Below are 17323 nucleotides of genomic sequence, written 5' to 3'. Positions count from 1 at the left end.
GTGGACGCGGCGCGGGCTCACCGCTCGCCGGCGTCCCACCGGCGCGGACCGTTCTCCCAGCCGGGGTCGCTCCACGGGTCCACCGGGCTCTCGGGGGACCGCCTCGGCACGGCGGGCGGCCAGTCGCCGACCGGGTCCGCCGGGGGCGCCGTCCAGCCCGTGCCGATCCGGCCGTCCCCGGCGGGGACCGGTTCCGCCGCCGCGCCGGTCGCCGGCCGCCCGTACGCCTCGACCAGCCGGGTGGCCAGCAGCCCGACGCCGAGCGCCGCCGCGCCGACCGCCCACCGGCTCACCGTCCAGCCCCGCGCCTGCGCGTACGCGGAGAAGACCGTGACCAGGCAGACCGCCAGCAGGGTGCCGAAGACGCCGCCCCGCCGGCCGTAGGCGCTGGTGCCGGCGAGCAGCGCCAGGCCGACCGCGAGCACCGTCCAGTCCAGCCCCGGGTCCGGCGCGACCGGGGCGGCGTCCCGGCTGGCCGTCAGCATGCCGGCCAGCGCGGCCAGGACCGTGGAGCCGACGAGCGCGCCGGAGGTGACCACCGCCGCCACCGCGCCCCGACGGCGGGCGGGATCCACGACCGGGCGGAACCGGCCGACCACCCGGCGGACGGCCCGCACCGAGCCGAACAGACCGCCGAGCACCGCGACGGCCGCGAACCCGACGAAGAGGTGCAGCGCGCCGCGCTCCGGGTCGTAGTCGCCCTGCGGCAGGACCGACGCCGAACGCTGCTGGATGTACACGACCACCCCGGCGGCGGCGGCGAGGGACGCGGCCCAGCCGGGCACGTGCAGCACCACCACGACCAGCGCCAGGGCGATCCCGCCCAGCGCGGCGACCAGCAGGGCCGGGCCGGCGGCGGCGCTGACGCCCCGGTCGCCCTGCTCGGCGACGTGCAGCGCGGCGGCGACCGCCACGGGGCCGACGGCCAGGTTCACGGCGGCCGTACGCAGGGTCAGCCCGGCGGCCAGCGCCAGCAACCCGAGCACGACCGCGTCGAGGAGCAGGGAACGCAGCCCGTCGCCGCGCAGCGCGGCCGGGTCCTCCCGCCAGAGCAGGTACGCCAGGACGACCGACGCCGCCAGGAGCAGCAGCTCCCAGACGACGTGCACGGCGAACCGGTCGCGGCCGGGCTCACCGTGCGCGGGGTCGTCGAAGACGTTCTCCAGGACGGAGGCGGGGATGCCGGACGAGGGCTCGGGGGACGGCTCACGCCCCGGTTCGTCGTACCGCATGACGCCGCCTCCCACGTGGCCGCCGTCCAGCCTGGCCCGACGCGCGGGCGGACCGGGGCGGCGTTGCTCTCCGGTCGCAGGCACCGTACCCGCGCGGGAGGCCGGGCGTAACCCCCCGGGATCAGCGCGGGCCGGGGCGGCCCTCCCGGCCGCCGGGCTCGCGGTCCTCGTCGTCCTCCTGCTCGGGAACCCGGCAGGAGCGCTCCAGCCAGAGCGCCGCCCCCGTCAGCGCCAACCCGGCGAGCAGGCCGGCACCGGCGATCGGCCGGTCGCCCATCGCGGCGTCGGTACGCTCCACGAAGAGCCAACCGGTCAGCCCGGCGTAGAACCCGGTGAAGATCGCGCCGGCCAGCGCGGAGGCCTTGGCGAGCACCACGAACCGGGCCACCAGCAGCGGATTGACCGGCTCGCGGCCCGGCCTGCGCTCGATGCGCCCCCGGGTGTTCACGGCGGCGTACGCCTCCAGCACGGCCAGCGCGGCGAGCGTGACCACCGGCAGCCAGGGCAGCTCCGGCAGGTAGTCGTAGTAGAGGGTGCTGATCAGCAACCAGGCCACCGCGGCGGCGCCGAGGGCGGCCACCACCAGGGTGGAGATCCGGGTGGGGCCCATCCGGGACCGCTCGGGGCCCGTCCCGCCCGGTCGCGGGGACTGCGCCTGCGTCATGCCGGCCGGCTCCACTGGGTCATGCCGTCGACTCTATCGCCAGATCCGGCCGGGGGCGCAGATCCAGCGCGTCGTCGGCCACCGGAGGAGCGTTGAGCAGGTCGGTCAGCCAGCCGTGCCCGGGCAGCCGCCCGTACGGCTGGAGGTCGATCCACGGCCGCAGCACGAAGGCCCGCAGGTGGGCCCGGGGGTGCGGCAGGGTCAGCTCCGGGTCGTCGCTGAGCACCGGCTCGTCGCCGTCGGCCCACACAGCGATGACGTCCACGTCCAGGGTGCGCGGCCCGAACCGCCGCTGCGGGTCACGGGTGCGCCCGGCGGCGCGCTCCGCCGCCCGGGCGCGCTCCAGCCAGTCGTACGGGGTAGCGGCCGGGTCCTCGGCGAGCAGCGCGGCGTTCAGGTACGCGGGCTGGTCCGCGTCCCCCCACGGTGGAGTCTCGTAGACGCCGGAGACCAGGAGCACGCTGTCGCCGAACGCCGAGACGGCGGAGCGCAGGTGGGCGAGCCGGTCGCCGAGGTTGCTGCCCAGCGAGAGCAGGGCGCGGGTCACCGGTCCCGCCGCCGCGTCATCGTGACGGCCACGTCGGTGAAGGCGTGCGGGACGGGCGCCTCCGGCTTGTGCACGGTGACCGTGGCGGCCTCGACGCGGGGGTCGGCCAGGCAGACGGCCAGCAGCCGGTCGGCGAGCGTCTCGATCAGGTTGACCGGCTCGCCGGTCACCACCGCGACCAGCCGCTCCGCCAGTTCGCCGTAGTGGACGGTGTCGCCCACCTCGTCGGAGCGGGCCGCCGGGGCGAGGTCCATCTCCAGGACGGCGTCCACCACGAAGTCCTGGCCCTGGGCGCGCTCGAAGTCGTACACCCCGTGCCGGCCGTGCGCCCGCAGGCCGGTCAGCTGGATCCGGTCGGTCATCGGTCTCCTCCGTGGTCGGCGGTGCGGTCCGCCCGGCCGGCGCCGGCGTGGGCCGCCCGGGCCCCACCGGTGGCGGCGGGCGCCAGGCGGGGCGCGCCCGTGGCCTGCCAGACGGCGAGGGCGTCCACGGTGGCCCGGACGTCGTGCACGCGTACGCCCCAGGCGCCGGCCGCCACCGCGAGCAGGCTGGTGGCGACGGTGGCCACGTCGCGGCCGTCCGTGGGGCGGGGGGTGCCGTCGGGGCCGGCCAGCAGCCGCCCCAGGTACGACTTGCGGCTGGACGCGAAGAGCAGCGGGAAGCCGAGGTCCAGCAGCTCGGACAGGCGGGTGCTCAGTTCCCAGTTGTGCGCGGCCGTCTTGGCGAAGCCGAGCCCCGGGTCGACGACGATGCGGTCGGCGGCGACGCCGGCCCGCAGCGCCTCGTCGACGCGGCGGCCCAGCTCGGCGCGCACGTCGGCGACCACGTCGGCGTAGCGGGCCAGCTCGCCCATCTCCCGGGAGTGGCCCCGCCAGTGCATGAGCACCCATGGGCAGCCGGCGTCGCGGACGACCCGGGCCATGTCGGGGTCGGCGAGGCCGCCGGAGACGTCGTTGACCACGGCCGCGCCGGCGGCGAGGGCCGCCTCGGCGACCCGTGCGCGGGTGGTGTCGATGCTGACCGGCACGCCGGCGGCGGTCAGTTCCCGGATCACGGGCACCACCCGGGCCGTCTCGGTCGCCGCGTCGACCCGGTCGGAGCCCGGCCGGGTGGACTCGCCGCCGACGTCCACCAGGTGGGCGCCGTCGGCCCGCAGCCGCACGCCGTGTCCGACGGCGGCGTCGAGGTCGGCGTACCGTCCGCCGTCGGAGAAGGAGTCGGGCGTGACGTTGAGGACGCCCATCACCACCGGGTCCGAGGCCCGTACCAGATCGGTCACGGCTAGACGGTACCGGTCGGCCGGAGCGCCCCGGACGGACCGGGTCGAGGGCGATGACATGCGCATTCGAACGGGTGTACGATCGGTCGTCCCGGTCGGATCGGGCAGACTCTTCGCGGCTTGTCGCAAACAGTGGGTGCCCGTACGCTTTGGAACTGCCCGGCATCGAGATGGCGAAGCCTGGAGGGAGGGCCGAAGCGGGAGAATCCGCCCAAAGCCCACCACCCTCCGTGGTGGGTAACGAACGCAGGGTCGCCGACGCTGCGCACAGGGAGCACCGTTCCCGCCAGGCATGACTACTGCACCACCGCGGCGCCGCCGGCCGCGACTTGGGGAGGTTCCAGTGATCGCCATCGAGCTGATGGAGACGGCGACGTCCGCCGCCGCCCACACGCTCTCCGCCCTGGCGTCGACTCCACTCGCCGAGCCTGCGCCCAAGGGCATCGACACCGAGGGTGTCGTCACGTTCTTCGCCAGCAAGATCGCTCCGATCCTGCTGGCCGTGCTGGGCGTCATCTTCATCGGGCGCGCCAGCCGGGGTGAGATCTCCAAGGTCCTCACCAGCTCGGCGATCGCGATCGTCGGGCTCGCCTTCATCGCCGGAGCCGCCACACTCTTCTTCATCGGCGACTACCTGATCGACCTGATCTTCGAATAGGCGCGGGCACGAGATGCGGCTGCGCACCGACGACGACATCTACCGGGCTCGCCTGGTCTACCTCGGGCCGCCCGGCTACACCCTTCCCGTCCACCTGCCGTACGCCCAGTACGGGCTGTTCATGCTGCTCGTTCCCCTCTACATGTTCATCCACTGGCTGTTCACGTTGCAGGTCGAGCTCTTCCCCGCCTGGGAGATCGCGCTCGCCATCGTGAGCACCTCGTTCATCTTCCGGTACGTCGACCCGGACCGGCCGGCGCGCATGGTGATCCGCACCGCGCTGACCGACTGGCGGCGGACCCGGGAGCCGGCCGCGGAGCAGCGGGACCCCCGCCTGGTCGGCAGTCGGATCAGGATCCGGGAGGAACTGGCATGACCGGTCGCACCCCGACCAGGCAGTCGAACGACGCGGATGAGGCGGTCGTATGAATCGCAGTTCCACGCCGGGTTCCCCGGCAGGGCGCCCGGCCGTCCCGCACGGTAACCGTGCGCGGTCGTTCGACTACCCGGATGATCCCGAGACGGACGAGGTCGCCCTCGACCCGGCCCTGGTGACGACACCCGGGCACGGTGGCGTGGGCGTCTTCCAGGCCCCCCGTCCGGCGCCACGCCGGACGCCGCCGCCTGAGCCGCAACCCGCCGACAGCGCCGACATCGACTCGCCCTTCCTCGACCTGTTCGGCGGTACGCGCCCCGGCGCGACCCGGCCGACGGCGCCCCCGCAGCGGGCCGGCGGGCGGGAGCAACCCGCCATCGGCCAGCAGCCGGCCGCCGCCGCGCCGGCCCCGGCGGCGCTCCCGCCGGCTCCCGCCCCCCTTCCGCCGCCCCCACGCGCGGGTCACGGGGCCGACGCCCACCGGACCGGCCACCCGGCCGACGCGGCTCCCCGGACCGGCCAGCCGGCCCACCGGACGGCTCCGGGGGTGACGGCCGCCGACCAGCCCCCGGCCGACGCGTACGAGCCGCCCGCCCGAGCGGCCAGGTCCCGGGTACCGCACCAGTCCGGGGACCGGCTGCCCACGCTCCGCCCACCGGCGGAGGCGGAGGACGTGCCGCCCGTCGCGGCGGCACGTCCGACGTCCCATCCGGCGCCCCGCCAGCACGCGGCACCGCTCGGCCCGCCCGCGCCGGACCCGGCGTCCGAGCCGACGTCCCGCCGCACCGGGGAGCGCCCGCCGGAGCGGGCCGGCCGGGAGGTGGCGCCGCCGCGCCAGCGCTCCGCCGGCCGGCGCGACCAGCCCGTCAAGCCCACCAAGCCCACCCGGGTCAAGCCGCCGAAGATCAAGTTCGGGGACCGGGACCCGGCGGTCGAGCTGGCCATCACCGAGATCGCCGGCCACCTGACCTTCACCCCCAACACCGTCACCGCCTGGTACTGGCTGCCCGAGGTGCGCTGGGCGTTCCGGCCGGACGCCGAACGGGAGGCGCTGCTCTCGGCGATCTCCGAGCAGTACGCCGGCCTGGCCGGCTTCCGCCTGCACCTGCGGCGCACCACGCGGCCCTTCCCGGCCGACGAGTGGGCCCGCACCATCGACGCGCACACCGCCGCGCCGCTGCCCGACGTGCCCGGCACCGCCGGCTGGGGCGACCACCTCGTGGCCGCGCAGCGGCACCTGCTCTCGGTCAACCACGCCGAGGGGCAGACCTACCTCGGCGTCACCTTCGCCCGGCGCGCCCTCGGCGACTCGCTCACCGAACGGCTGCTGCGCACCTTCGGCCGGGGCGTCGCCGAGGGCGAGCGCCGCAAGCTCGGCCGCACCGTCGAGCAGTTCGACGAGGTGCTGGGCGCATTCGGCATGCGCGGCCGGCGGGTCACGGCACAGGAACTGGAATGGCTGCTCTACCGCTCGGTGGCGCTCTGCATGGCGCCGCCCGGTCAGCTCTCCCCGCTCACCGACGGGCAGTGGGAACGCGGCGACCTGCTCGCCCTCACCGAGCAGGTCGAGCGCTACCGCACCCCGTACGGCTCGACCGTCAAGCTGGTCAACCGGATGACCGGCGAGGAACGGCACGTCGCCGTGCTGGCGGTCGGCCGGATGGAGCCCCTGGAGATCCCCGAGCGGCACGAGCCCTGGCTGCACTTCCACGAGCGGCTGCCGTGGCCGATGGAGCTCTCCACCCGCGTCGACATCCTCGGCTCCGGCGACTCCTTCCGTAACCTGGAGCACCGGCTGCGGATGATCCGCTCCCAGCAGCTCGACTACGCGGAACACGGCATCGACGCCCCGCCCGAGCTGGAGCGGCTGGCCAAGCGCGCCCTGGTCATCGGCGACGAGATGACCACCGGGCTGCCGGTCGACTCCGCCCGCGCGCACGGCTGGCACCGGATCGCCGTCGGCGGCCGCAACCGCGAGGAGTGCCTGGAGCGGGCCCGCCGGCTGATCCAGCTCTACTCCCGCGAGCTGCGGATCTCGCTGCAACACCCGAAGAACCAGGACTGGCTGGCCCGCGAGTTCATCCCCGGCGAGCCGATCGCCAACACCGGCTACGTCCGGCGGATGCCGGTCAACCTGCTCGCCGCCGCGCTCCCCCAGGCCGCCTCCACCGTCGGCGACCGGCGCGGCGACCTCATCGGGCGCACCGCCGGCACCTGCCGCCGGCCGGTCTTCCTCGACCTGCACTTCCCGATGGAAGTACGCGAACGCTCCGGGCTCGCCGTCTTCGTCGCCGAACCGGGCGGCGGCAAGTCCACCCTGCTCGGCGCACTCGGCTACCTCGCGGCCCGACGCGGGGTCCAGGTGACGCTGCTCGACCCGTCCGGCCCGCTCGCCCGGCTCTGCGCCATGCCGGAACTGCGGCCGTACGCGCGGGTGCTGAACCTGACCGGCTCCGAGCACGGCACCCTGGCCCCGTACTCGCTCATCCCGACGCCGCTGCGCAGCGAGTTCGGCACCGGGGCCTCGGGCGACCGGGAGTTCGAGATCGCGGTCTCCAACGCCCGCGCCGAGCGGCGGATGCTGGTGCAGGACATCTGCATGATGCTGGTGCCCCCGCAGGTCGCCCGGGAGGCGTCCACCGCCACCCTCTTCCGGCACGCCGTACGCCAGGTGCCGGCGGAGGAGACCTCCACCCTGGACGACGTGGTCGCCTGCCTCAGCCAGCTCGACGACGACGCCGGCAAGGAACTGGCCAACCTGCTGCTCGACACCGCCGAGATGCCGCTGGCCATGCTCTTCTTCGGCCGCCCGCCGGAGGGACTGCTCGGCGCGGACGCCGCCCTCACCGTGATCACCATGGCCGGGCTGCGACTGCCCGACCTGAAGATCGAGCGGGAGTACTGGTCCGCCGAGGAGGCGCTGGCCCTGCCGATGCTGCACACCGCGCACCGGCTCGCCGTACGCCGCTGCTACGGCGGCTCGATGTCGTCGCGGAAGCTGGTCGGCCTGGACGAGGCGCACTTCATGGAGGGGTGGCGCTCCGGACGGTCGTTCCTGGTCCGGCTCGCGCGCGACTCCCGCAAGTGGAACCTCGCCGCGCTGGTCGCCTCGCAGAACCCGCGGGACATCCTCGGCCTCGACGTGCAGAACCTGGTCTCGACCGTCTTCGTCGGCCGGATCGCCGAGGACGCGGAGATCGCCTCCGAAGCGCTCCGCCTGCTGCGGGTGCCGGTCAACGACGGCTACGAGGCCACCCTGGCCTCCCTCTCCACCGCCGACGCCACCAGTTCGAGCCGGCTCGGCTTCCGGGAATTCGTCATGCGGGACGTCGACGGCCGGGTGCAGAAGGTCCGGGTCGACGTCTCGTACGTCGACGGGCTGCTGGACCACCTCGACACCACCCCCGCCGCGATCGCCACGGCGGCCGGGGTGCTGCCGGCAATCCTGCCGAACATGGAGGCGTGACATGGCGCGGGCCCGGGCACGGTTGGCGGCGTTCCTGCTCGCGCTCGGCGTACTCGCCGGGGCCACGATCGGCTGGCCGGCCGTCGGCGCCATGGCGGCCGCCCCCGCACCGCTGACCGCCCAGGCAAAGGCCGAGCTCTGCACCACGCCGGAGTGGCAGGCCGACTTCCGCGCCTGCGTCGCCAAACTGAAGGACGTGTCAGCAGCCCGGGCAGAGTGTCTCGAGCCACCAACGCCTGGCGCTCCCGATGCAGGTCTGGCTGGCTGGTTCGCCAGCTCGCCGCCCGAAGCAACTACCGGCGTCACCGGCAGATACAGCCTCTATGGATACGCCGGGTACAGCTACACGACGTACGACATCGGTTGCGCCTCCACAGTCCTCCACCCGGATTACAAGTTCACGACCACCGTCGCAAACGGCGAATTCATGATTGCCACTGCGGTGATCGGCGCTTCCAACGCCCTGCGGGAACGCGCCTGGGACCCGCGCTCGATGTGGGGCTGGGCCGATCCGCTGGTGGACCAGGCGACCAAGGCCGTCTATCAGAAGGTGTTCAGCGTCTTCGGGATCGTCACCCTCTGCGTGGTCGGCCTGTACCTGCTCTGGCGCTCCCGCCAGTCGGACATGAGCAACGCGATGACCACGGCGGGCTGGGCCCTGCTGGTGATGGTGGCGGTGACCGCCCTGGCTGCCTGGCCGGTCAAGTCGGCCAACATCGCCGACGGCACCCTCGTCACCACCCTGGGCGTGGTACACGACGCCGTGGGGCCACAGATGAAGGAGCCTGGTCCAGGCCGGTGCATCGATCCAAACCCGGAACGGTGCAAGGACAACCGTAAGCCCGCCGTCCGAGCCAGCGACACCGCCACCGAATCCATGCTGTACCGGAACTGGTTGCGGGGAGTCCTTGGATCGGCGGACAGCGAGACTGCTAAGAAATACGGTCAGGCCCTGTACGACGCCCGGTCGTTGACCTGGGGCGAGGCGCAGTCGATCCGCGCCAATCCGGCGACACGTCGAGCCACCATCGAGGCGAAGCAACAGCAGTGGATGAAGGTTGCTGAGCAGATCAAGGAGGAAGACCCGGAGGCGTACGAGTACCTCCAGGGCGTCCGGGACATGGACCGGGTGGGTGCCGGATTCATCGCCGTACTGGCCGCGGTTCTCTTCGCGATGTTCGACCTGACCGCCTCGCTGCTCGTGCTGCTGGGCTTCCTGATCTTCCGCTGGGCGGTGATCGCCGCGCCGATCCTGGGCACGGTGGGCCTGATGCGGCCGGCCAGCGCCGGGTTGCGACGGTTGGCGAACGCGGTGGTCGCCGCCGTCTTCAACATCGCCATCTTCGGCACCGGTGCCGCCATCTATCTCTTCGCGGTCGACCTCATCATGAGCACGCCGACCCTGCCCGGCTGGCTCCAGGTGGTGCTGGTATGGCTCTGCGGTGTGGTCGGCTGGCTATTGCTGCGTCCCTATCGACGGATCACCCAGCTGGGCGGCAAGGACAGCAGCGAGGCGGTCAGCTCGGCTGGCTCGTGGCACCGGCGATTCTTCCGGGACATGCGCACCGCCGCCCGGCTCGACGTCGCTGAACCCGGCGGCACGGCCGAGCCGGCGATGGGCCGGCGTCGGGCTGTCGTGGCGGAGCAGCCCACCCTCCGGCCCGAGGCCCGGCGGGAGGATCCAGCGCACGCCGCCACCCGCGGTGGGCATGCCGCCAAACCCGGCGGGGAGGAGCGGCAGCGGCCCGACGGCCGCGAGTCGGCCGCCGAGAAGGGAGCCCCCTCCGAGGAGAGGGATGCCTCCCGCCCGGTCGCCCCTCGACCCCGGCGGCGGCAGCCGGCCACCTGGACGGAGCCGGACGTGCCGGACGAGAACCCCTCGTTCGTCATCTACCGTCCCGGGTCCACGGACCGCGAGCCTGACCGGCCCACTCCCCGGATCCGCTCAGAGGCGCGGTGAGCGCGGTGCGGCGGGCGATCGAATTCCTGGTGACCCGGGTCCTCCGGTCCCGGTTCGGCGTCGCCATCGGCATCGCCGTCCTCGTGTTCGGGATCATCGGAGCGGCACGGCTGGTCTCCGGGCCCGGTGACCCCACCTCCGGGCTCAGCAACCGCCCCAACCAACCGATCACCACGGTCGACCCGACCGCCGGCGACGACGGGGCGTTCTCCACGGGCGCTCCCCCCTCCCCCGTCACCCGCCCCGGCGAACTGACGCCCGAGCAGACCGCCGAACGCTTCGTCGCCGCCTGGCTTGGCAAGCCGGGCACCACGGCGGAGCAGTGGCAGGAGGGCCTACGTCCCCTCTCCACCCCGGTGCTGACCGACAAGCTGGCCGGCGCCGACCCGTCCGGGGTGCCGACCGGTCAGGTCGACGGCGACGTCACTCTCCGGTCCCGGGCCGAGAACTTCGTCGAGGTGCTGGTTCCGCTCGACACGGGTCAGCTCCGCCTCGAACTCGTGGCGCCCGACGGGCGATGGCTGGTGGATGCCGTGGACTGGGAGCAGAAATGAGCGACGGGACGCGACCGCGCGGTCGGCAGCTCCGACTCGGCGCACTGGCCGCCGCGTTGACGGCGACGCTCGCCCTGCTCTGCTGCACCGGCGGTGCTGGGGCCTTCTTCCTCACGGAACTGGGTGGCGAGGCGGGCAGCGGTATGAAGTTCGCCAGTCAGGACTGTAAGGAGGAATCCCAGGTAAACGTGGTGGGCGACATGCCCCGGATATCCCAGTACGGCGAGCGTCAGCTCCGCAATGCCGCGAGGATCATCAAGGTAGGGCAAGAGATGAAGGTGCCACCCCGCGGGTGGGTAATCGCTGTGGCGACCGCCATGCAGGAATCCAGACTTCTCAACCTGGCTAACCGGACCGTCGCCGAGTCCGGGAATCTGCCGAACGAAGGAATTGGTGCCGACCACGACTCGGTCGGTCTCTTTCAGCAGCGAGCCGGCTGGGGCACCGTGGCGCAGCGGATGACGCCCGAGTACGCCTCCCGGAAGTTCTACGAGAAGCTGGTCAAGGTGCAGGGCTGGGAGACGATGCCGCTCACCCGGGCCGCGCAGGCCGTGCAGATCAGCGCCTTCCCGGACGCGTACGCCAAACACGAGGACGTGGCCAGCCAGATCGTCAACGCGCTGGCCGGCGGAGCTGCCCGGATCGCGCTGATCGACGGTAGGAAGGCCTGCGACCGCGCCGCCGGAGGACAGATCGCCGCCTCCGGCTGGACGGCTCCCATCCCCGGCGGCGTCGGCTCGGGCTTCCAGACGGCGAGCCGTCCCACGCACAACGGGGTCGACATCGCCGCGCCGAAGGGCACCGATATCCGGGTAGCGGCCACCGGACGCGTCCTGATCTCCCGGTGCGACCCGGACAAGAGCGGCCGGCGCACATGCAACGTCGACGGCTGGCCGAACAAGGGCGGCTGTGGCTGGTTCGTCGACGTCCTGCACGCCGGTGGGTTCATCACCCGCTACTGCCACATGGTCAGCAAGCCCCGGGTCAAGGTCGGCCAACTCGTCGAGGCCGGTACGGTCATCGGCGAGGTGGGCAGCAGCGGCAACTCCTCCGGCCCGCACCTGCACTTCGAGGTGCACGAGGATGAGGACCGGAGCAGCCGCGGCGCCATCGATCCGGTGCCCTTCATGCGCTCGCGTGGCGCGCCACTCAAGGGCGCGGGATGAGACGCTCGCCGTCATGAGCGACCCGCTTCCCGACCCGTTCGCCGACCATCCGGACTGGGCGCCCCGACCGCCCCGACCGATCGAGATCGTGCCGGCCACCGGACGCGTCGAGCTGCGTGGGCAGCGCGTGCTGGTCGGCCTGCCCGGGCTGGGCTGGCGCGCTGATCTTCGGGCCGACGACCGGGTGGTACAGGGCAGTCGAACCTACGTGCCGGTCATCCCCGAGCACGAGTGGTACAGGGCGGAGTTCGACCAGGTAGAGGTCTTCGCCCCGCTGGTCCCGGTCGAGCGGGTGTGGGTGGAGACGGTGGGAGCCCGGCGACCGGACGCGTCGATGGATCGCGAGACGGGCGTCCGCCTGGTCTCGCTGGACGCCCCGCCGCACCGCGCCCCGACCCCGGTCTTCGAGTCGCACGCCGTCACGGGCCGCCGAGTGGTGCACGTCGTCGACTCCGTCGAGCACCGGGACCTGCGAGCCGTCACCGAGACCTACTCCGGCGCGGAGGGCGACATCTGCGTCCGGGTTGCGCCGGAGGTGGAGTGGTACCGCTGGGCCTGGCGGGGCCAGTCACCCACCACACTGGAGGTTCCAGTGCATCTGCTCTGGATTGAGTGAGGACTCAACTCTCCGGCGTTCCGGCGCAGACCCGCCACCCGTCTTTGTCCTGTGCCTCGAAGCGCCAAGGGTCGGTCAGGCTCTGTTGCACCCCGTCTACGGTGGCGCTACGACGAATGACGGCCGTCACCGTGGCCGCTGACGAGCCGTTCATGACCACTACGATGTTCTCGATATTGATCGAAAAGCTTGTACCGAGTTCCCGTTCACGTCGCTCGATCTGAGTCCGCAGATCCTCGATCGACTGTAGTGGGCCGGCGCAGGTGAAGAGCAGAGCTCGATTCTGGTCACGCGAAACAAGCGCGGCCTGCAAGTAGCTGACGACAGCAACGTCCGGCGATCCACGGTCCGGGGCCGCAGCCCGGTTGTAGAGCACGAATCCGGCGGCCACTCCGCCGAGGCAGAGTGCCGCGACGACGCTCGCGACCACGGTGACCATGGTGCGCAGCCGCCGCCGTGGCCGCTCCGGCACCGGGGCCGGCGAGGGCGGCGCCAGGTGGTCGGAGGGGGGCCGTTGCGCCGGTACGCGGGAGACCTGGGAACCGGCGGGGGGCTGCACTGATTCCACCCTCTGAGGCTAGCGGCTGGACGCGGTAGACCCAATGCCCCAGATCCAGCGGATCGTGACGGACCACTCCCCATCGGTGAGTTCCACGACATCCCCGGCGCAGTGCCGCCGCGCATCCCGGACGAGTCGGCCCGACTGGGTTACGGTCTCTGCGCGGGGAGGGGTTGTCGACCTCGGGCGGAGGGGGTGGACGCGGTGGCCGGTCCGAAGGCACGCACCAACCGCGCCGCCGCACTGCACCGGCGGGCCGCCGCCACCGCGACCGCCGCCGCGAGCGTCCTCGACGACACCCGGCCCGTTCCCGCCGACCAGCGCCGCCAGTACGAGTTGGCCGACCGCCTCCGGTCCGCGGCGGCGGTGCTGGCCCCCGGCTGGGCGGGCGCTCCCCTGGAGACGGTGGCACCGGCCACACCGGCCGGTGAGGGGCCGCCTCCCTTCGTCCGGGTCGGTACGGCGGCACCGCTGGACGACGCCCGGTTCCCCGCGCTGGTGCCGTTGCTCGGCACGGGTCACCTCTCGGTGGACGTGGACGCCCGGGATCCCCGGGTGGCGGGGCTGCTGCGGGGCGTACTGCTGCGGCTGTTGGCGGCGACCCCGGCCGGGGCGCTGCTGGTCCGCGCGGTGGACGCGACCGGCTCGGCCCTCGCGCCGTTCGCGCCGCTCGCGGACGCGGGCCTGCTGCCGCCCCCGGCGGTGGACGTGGCCGGGCTGCGGGCCGTGCTCACCGAGGCCGAGCAGTGGGTGGCCCCGGGGTCGAGCGGGCGACGCCGGCACGACCGGACGCTACTGCTGGTGATCGCCGCGCTGCCCGAGTCGACCGGTCCCACCGACCTGGCCCGGATCGAGGCCCTGGCCGAGCCGGGCCGGTCCGCAGGGCTGCACCTCGTGGTGGCGGGCTGGCCCCCGGCAGGCGACCGGGAGCCGCTGCCGCGCGCGACGGCGCTGGCGGTCCGGACCGCGTACGCGCTGCTGGGTGACCCGCCGGGCGGGTCGTTCGCCGGCCCGGGCGCCGAGCCGCCGGGGGGGCTGAACTCGCCGGTCTTCATCGAGGCGGATCCGCCGGCCGAACTCGTCGACGCGGTCTGCCATCGGCTGGCCGCGCAGGTGGAGGCGGGTTCCCGGCTGGCGCTGACCGATCTGCTGCCGGTGGCCGACGAGGAGTTGTGGACGGCGAGCGGGGTGGGCGGGCTGACCACGACCGTCGGGGACGCCGGTGGCCGTCCCGTGTCGCTCGGCTTCACGGAGCTGACGCCGCACTGGCTGGTCAGCGGCCGCTCGGGCACGGGTCGCTCCACGTTCCTCACCACCGCGTTGCTCGGCCTGACCGCCAGGTACGGCCCCGAGGAGCTGGCTCTCTACCTGGCGGATCTCGCCGACGCCGAGTCCTTCGTGGAGTTCCTCCAGACCGAGCGGGACCGGTCGTGGATCCCGCAGGTGCGGGCTGCCGCGATGGCCGCCGACCGGGAGTACGTGCTGAGCCTGCTGGACGAGCTGGTGGCGGAGGTACGCCGTCGCGAGGAGGCGGGCGCCCGGGCCGGCGGGCAGCGCTTCGCCGAGCTGCGGCAGCACCAAGCCATGCCCCGGATCGTGTGTGTGCTCGACAATCTCCCGTTGCTCTTCGCCGAGCGGGACCGGCTGGCCGCCGACGCCGCCGCCCGGCTGGACGCGCTGGCCCGCACCGGGCGCGCGTACGGGGTGCACCTGGTGCTGGCCGGCGAGGGCGACCTGGGGTTGGGCTCACGTACGGACCGGGATTCGGTGCTGGGGCAGTTCCCGGTGCGGGTGGCGCTGCCCGGTGGGGGCGCCGTGCTGGAGCCGACGAACGACTCTGCCGCCGGGCTGCCGGTGGGCAGCGCGGTGGTGAACACCGCAGGCGGGCTCGGCGGGCCCCGGGGCGCGATCCGGGGGCACGAGCGGATGGTCCGGTTCCCGGATCCGCAGGACCACCCCGACACGGTGGAGGCGCTGCGGCACCGGCTCTGGTCGGCCCGCCCGGAGGGGGCCACCCCGCCGGTGGTCTTCGCCGGCTACGCCCGCCCGCTCCTGCGCAACGATCCCCGGCACCGGGCCGCGCTCGCTGGGCAGGCGCCCGGTCCCGCCGCCCTGCTGGGTCGGGCGGTGGACGTGCCCCGGAGCACCGTCGCCGTGTCGCTCGGGCCGGCCCCGGGGCGGAACCTGGCCGTGCTCGGTCCCGGGCCGGAGGCGGCCCGGCTGCTGGTCACCGCGGCGCGCAGCGTGGCGGTGCACCACGCGCCGGGGGCCGCCCGCTTCGTGCTCGCCGCGCCGGACGAGGAGTACCGGCCGGTGGCCGAGGCGTTGGCGACCGAGCTGGCCGGGCGGCATCCGGTGGACACCGTGGACCTGACCGGCCTGCTCGCCGCCGTGGACGACGCCGTGCCGGCCTACCTGGTGGTCTTCGGGCTGGACGTGCCGACCCCGGAGCAGCTGCCTCCGGAGCGGCTGCGCGCGCGGCTGCTGGAGGGTCCGCCCGCCGGCCGGCACCTGCTGGGCCGCTGGCGGACGGTGCCGTCGTTCGCGGCGCTGCTCGAACCCGAGGGCGAGGTGGACAAGCTCGCCGCCGTGGCCGTGGTGGACCTGCCGGGTGCGCAGCTGACGTCGGTCTTCGGGCGGCAGGTGCAGTGGCGGCCCCGCCCCGGCCGGGCGGTGCTCTGGGACGGTCCCGGCGAGCAGGGCACCGTGCTGGTTCCGTTCGGCGAGGAGGGGGAGCCCGGATGACCCGTGGCGGGGCACGGACCACGACGGGGCACGCCGCGCCGGGGCGGCAGCGTTCCGGCGCCGGCCCGACGCCGGAACGCGCCGACGCTGCCGGGCAGGCGGAGAGCGTCGGGGGCGTCGACCCGGTGCGGACCGCGTGGACCGAGTACCTCGCCGCCGCCCGCCAGCTCGACGGGGTACGCCGCGACGCGGCCACCGCCGCCGGCGAGCAGGCCCGGTCGGTGCAGGCCGCCCGCGAGGAACTGACCGCCGTACGCACCCGGCTGGCGTCGCAGGAGGCCCGGCTGCACGAGCGGGGCGTACCGCCGATCTCGCTGGTCCCGACGCCGCCGGAGCTGACCGAGGCGACCCGGGCGATGGCGGGCGGGCCGGCGGCGGTGCTGGCCGCACTGCGCACCGCCCGGGGCCGGGCGGACGCCGCGGACGCGACGCTCGCCGCGCGTGGGCTGCCCCGCCTGGCCGCCTGGCCGCCGCGCCTGCGGAACCTGCTGGTGTACGGGCCGCTGGCGCTGCTGGTGCCGGCGATCCAGCTGGTGTTGTTCGTGGCGACCGGCACCGGGGCGGCGAGCGTGGCCGCGCTGGTCTGCGGGCTGCCGATGCCGGCGGTGGCGTTCGTGGCGGGCTGGATCGGCGTCGGGCGGCTCTTTCCGCCGCCGGCGGGTGGCCGGGTGGAGCGCACGGCCCGGCTCGGCGCCCTGGTGTGCCTGGTCCCGGCGGTACTGGTCAGCGCGGGCCTGTTGCTCGCGATGCTGGCCGGCTGACGCGCGACGGCCGGCCGACCCGGGTGTGGGTTCGGCCGGCCGGTCTGTCGCAATCAGCGGGGGATGATCAGCGCCATCGCCTCGGCGCGCGACTTGGCGTCGCGCTGGAGGGTGCCCCGTACGGCCGAGGTGATGGTCTTGGCACCCGACTTCTGGATGCCGCGCATCGCCATGCACATGTGCTCGCATTCGAGCACCACCACCACGCCGCGCGGCGCGAGCCGCTCCATCAGCAGGTCGGCGATCTGCGAGGTGAGCCGCTCCTGGACCTGCGGCCGGCGGGCGAAGACCTCGACCAGCCGGGCCAGCTTCGACAGGCCGGTGATCCGGCCGTCCGGCCCGGGAATGTAGCCGATGTGGGCGCTGCCGCGGAACGGCAGCAGGTGGTGCTCGCACAGGCTCATCACGTCGATGTCCCGGACGAGCACCAGCTCCTCGTGGTTGGCCTCGAAGGTGGTGCTGAGCACCTGGGCCGGGTCGACCCGGAGGCCGGCGAAGAGTTCGGCGTACGCCCGGGCGACCCGGGCCGGCGTCTGCTGGAGCCCGTCGCGGTCCGGGTCCTCCCCGACGGCGATGAGGATCTCGCGGACCGCCTTCTCGATCCGCCCGAGGTCCATGGTCTCCTCGACGGGCCGACCGGTGAGCTTGCCGCTGATCAGGCGCGCGGCGACGTAGTCGAGGGTGTCGTCGCCGTCCGGCTCGGTCGCGGAGACGGCCAGTCCCCGGTGCTCCCGGGAACT

The 17323-nt window shown here is 74.1% G+C and carries 16 protein-coding genes; 9 read left to right on the top strand and 7 right to left on the bottom strand.

From position 1 onward, the window contains the following. Positions 1–17: 17 nt before the first annotated feature. From ABZ573_RS25650 to folP, 5 genes are all read right to left on the bottom strand, one after another. Positions 18–1247, bottom strand: a complete 1230-nt coding sequence (locus ABZ573_RS25650) for an ABC transporter permease (protein WP_358121513.1) — start codon at positions 1245–1247, stop codon at positions 18–20. A 106-nt stretch (positions 1248–1353) separates the two neighbouring features. Then, positions 1354–1896 (bottom strand): DUF3180 domain-containing protein, encoded by a 543-nt coding sequence (locus ABZ573_RS25645; RefSeq protein ID WP_132238636.1) that lies wholly within the window; start codon positions 1894–1896, stop codon positions 1354–1356. A 19-nt stretch (positions 1897–1915) separates the two neighbouring features. Continuing rightward, positions 1916–2443, bottom strand: coding sequence for a 2-amino-4-hydroxy-6-hydroxymethyldihydropteridine diphosphokinase (folK, locus tag ABZ573_RS25640; protein WP_358121511.1), 528 nt, complete (start codon positions 2441–2443; stop codon positions 1916–1918). Continuing rightward, positions 2440–2805: a dihydroneopterin aldolase gene (gene folB / locus ABZ573_RS25635; protein WP_151456509.1), complete on the bottom strand. Its 366-nt coding sequence runs from the start codon at positions 2803–2805 to the stop codon at positions 2440–2442. Before folB ends, folK begins: the two co-directional genes overlap by 4 nt. Then, positions 2802–3722 (bottom strand): dihydropteroate synthase, encoded by a 921-nt coding sequence (gene folP, locus ABZ573_RS25630; protein ID WP_151456508.1) that lies wholly within the window; start codon positions 3720–3722, stop codon positions 2802–2804. The genes folB and folP overlap by 4 nt, the downstream gene beginning before the upstream one ends. A 343-nt stretch (positions 3723–4065) precedes the next feature. On the opposite strand from folP, the gene ABZ573_RS25625 reads away from it, so the two are divergent. Genes ABZ573_RS25625 through ABZ573_RS25595 form a run of 7 tightly spaced genes read left to right on the top strand, consistent with a single transcriptional unit; the run spans position 4066 to position 12518 of the window. Continuing rightward, positions 4066–4380: a hypothetical protein gene (locus ABZ573_RS25625; RefSeq protein WP_121401588.1), complete on the top strand. Its 315-nt coding sequence runs from the start codon at positions 4066–4068 to the stop codon at positions 4378–4380. A gap of 13 nt (positions 4381–4393) precedes the next feature. Further along, positions 4394–4756 (top strand): hypothetical protein, encoded by a 363-nt coding sequence (locus ABZ573_RS25620; protein ID WP_089003089.1) that lies wholly within the window; start codon positions 4394–4396, stop codon positions 4754–4756. A 49-nt stretch (positions 4757–4805) separates the two neighbouring features. Then, positions 4806–8222, top strand: coding sequence for an ATP-binding protein (locus tag ABZ573_RS25615; protein ID WP_358121508.1), 3417 nt, complete (start codon positions 4806–4808; stop codon positions 8220–8222). Between the two features lies 1 nt (position 8223). Beyond that, positions 8224–10182, top strand: coding sequence for an MFS transporter (locus ABZ573_RS25610; protein ID WP_358121506.1), 1959 nt, complete (start codon positions 8224–8226; stop codon positions 10180–10182). Next, the gene (locus ABZ573_RS25605; RefSeq protein WP_151455497.1) at positions 10179–10736 is read left to right on the top strand and encodes a hypothetical protein; all 558 of its coding nucleotides are present in this window, start codon (positions 10179–10181) and stop codon (positions 10734–10736) included. The genes ABZ573_RS25610 and ABZ573_RS25605 overlap by 4 nt, the downstream gene beginning before the upstream one ends. Continuing rightward, positions 10733–11902, top strand: a complete 1170-nt coding sequence (locus ABZ573_RS25600) for a M23 family metallopeptidase (protein ID WP_358121504.1) — start codon at positions 10733–10735, stop codon at positions 11900–11902. The genes ABZ573_RS25605 and ABZ573_RS25600 overlap by 4 nt, the downstream gene beginning before the upstream one ends. Positions 11903–11915: 13 nt before the next feature. After that, on the top strand, positions 11916–12518 hold the full coding sequence (locus ABZ573_RS25595; RefSeq protein WP_358121502.1) for a hypothetical protein: 603 nt from the start codon (positions 11916–11918) through the stop codon (positions 12516–12518). A gap of 4 nt (positions 12519–12522) precedes the next feature. Here the strand turns inward: ABZ573_RS25595 and ABZ573_RS25590 are convergent, their stop codons facing one another. Then, a complete protein-coding gene (locus tag ABZ573_RS25590) occupies positions 12523–12957 on the bottom strand; it encodes a hypothetical protein (protein WP_358121500.1) in 435 nt (144 codons plus the stop codon). Between the two features lie 315 nt (positions 12958–13272). Here ABZ573_RS25590 and ABZ573_RS25585 point away from each other — a divergent pair, with 315 nt between their 5' ends. Both ABZ573_RS25585 and ABZ573_RS25580 read left to right on the top strand, forming a co-directional pair. After that, complete coding sequence (locus ABZ573_RS25585) at positions 13273–15822, top strand: FtsK/SpoIIIE domain-containing protein (RefSeq protein ID WP_358121498.1); 2550 nt, start codon at positions 13273–13275, stop codon at positions 15820–15822. Beyond that, entirely contained in the window at positions 15819–16583 is a 765-nt protein-coding gene (locus tag ABZ573_RS25580) for a hypothetical protein (RefSeq protein ID WP_358121496.1), read from the top strand. Before ABZ573_RS25585 ends, ABZ573_RS25580 begins: the two co-directional genes overlap by 4 nt. A 53-nt stretch (positions 16584–16636) precedes the next feature. Here ABZ573_RS25580 and folE read toward each other — a convergent pair whose 3' ends face one another. After that, entirely contained in the window at positions 16637–17302 is a 666-nt protein-coding gene (gene folE / locus ABZ573_RS25575; protein ID WP_121401600.1) for a GTP cyclohydrolase I FolE, read from the bottom strand. Positions 17303–17323: the final 21 nt, after the last annotated feature.

Source organism: Micromonospora sp. NPDC007220 (assembly GCF_040634035.1).
GTDB lineage: Bacteria > Actinomycetota > Actinomycetes > Mycobacteriales > Micromonosporaceae > Micromonospora > Micromonospora reichwaldensis.
The sequence above is the reverse complement of the archived record's forward strand: the minus strand, read 5'-3'. Positions and strand labels throughout refer to the sequence as shown.

Coding starts and splice junctions, on each gene's coding strand:
- ABZ573_RS25595 (WP_358121502.1), top strand. CDS start 11,916: ATGAGCGACCCGCTTCCCGACCCGTTCGCCGACCATCCGGACTGGGCG.
- ABZ573_RS25645 (WP_132238636.1), bottom strand. CDS start 1,896: ATGACGCAGGCGCAGTCCCCGCGACCGGGCGGGACGGGCCCCGAGCGG.
- ABZ573_RS25600 (WP_358121504.1), top strand. CDS start 10,733: ATGAGCGACGGGACGCGACCGCGCGGTCGGCAGCTCCGACTCGGCGCA.
- folB (WP_151456509.1), bottom strand. CDS start 2,805: ATGACCGACCGGATCCAGCTGACCGGCCTGCGGGCGCACGGCCGGCAC.
- ABZ573_RS25590 (WP_358121500.1), bottom strand. CDS start 12,957: ATGGTCACCGTGGTCGCGAGCGTCGTCGCGGCACTCTGCCTCGGCGGA.
- ABZ573_RS25615 (WP_358121508.1), top strand. CDS start 4,806: ATGAATCGCAGTTCCACGCCGGGTTCCCCGGCAGGGCGCCCGGCCGTC.
- ABZ573_RS25620 (WP_089003089.1), top strand. CDS start 4,394: ATGCGGCTGCGCACCGACGACGACATCTACCGGGCTCGCCTGGTCTAC.
- ABZ573_RS25580 (WP_358121496.1), top strand. CDS start 15,819: ATGACCCGTGGCGGGGCACGGACCACGACGGGGCACGCCGCGCCGGGG.
- ABZ573_RS25610 (WP_358121506.1), top strand. CDS start 8,224: ATGGCGCGGGCCCGGGCACGGTTGGCGGCGTTCCTGCTCGCGCTCGGC.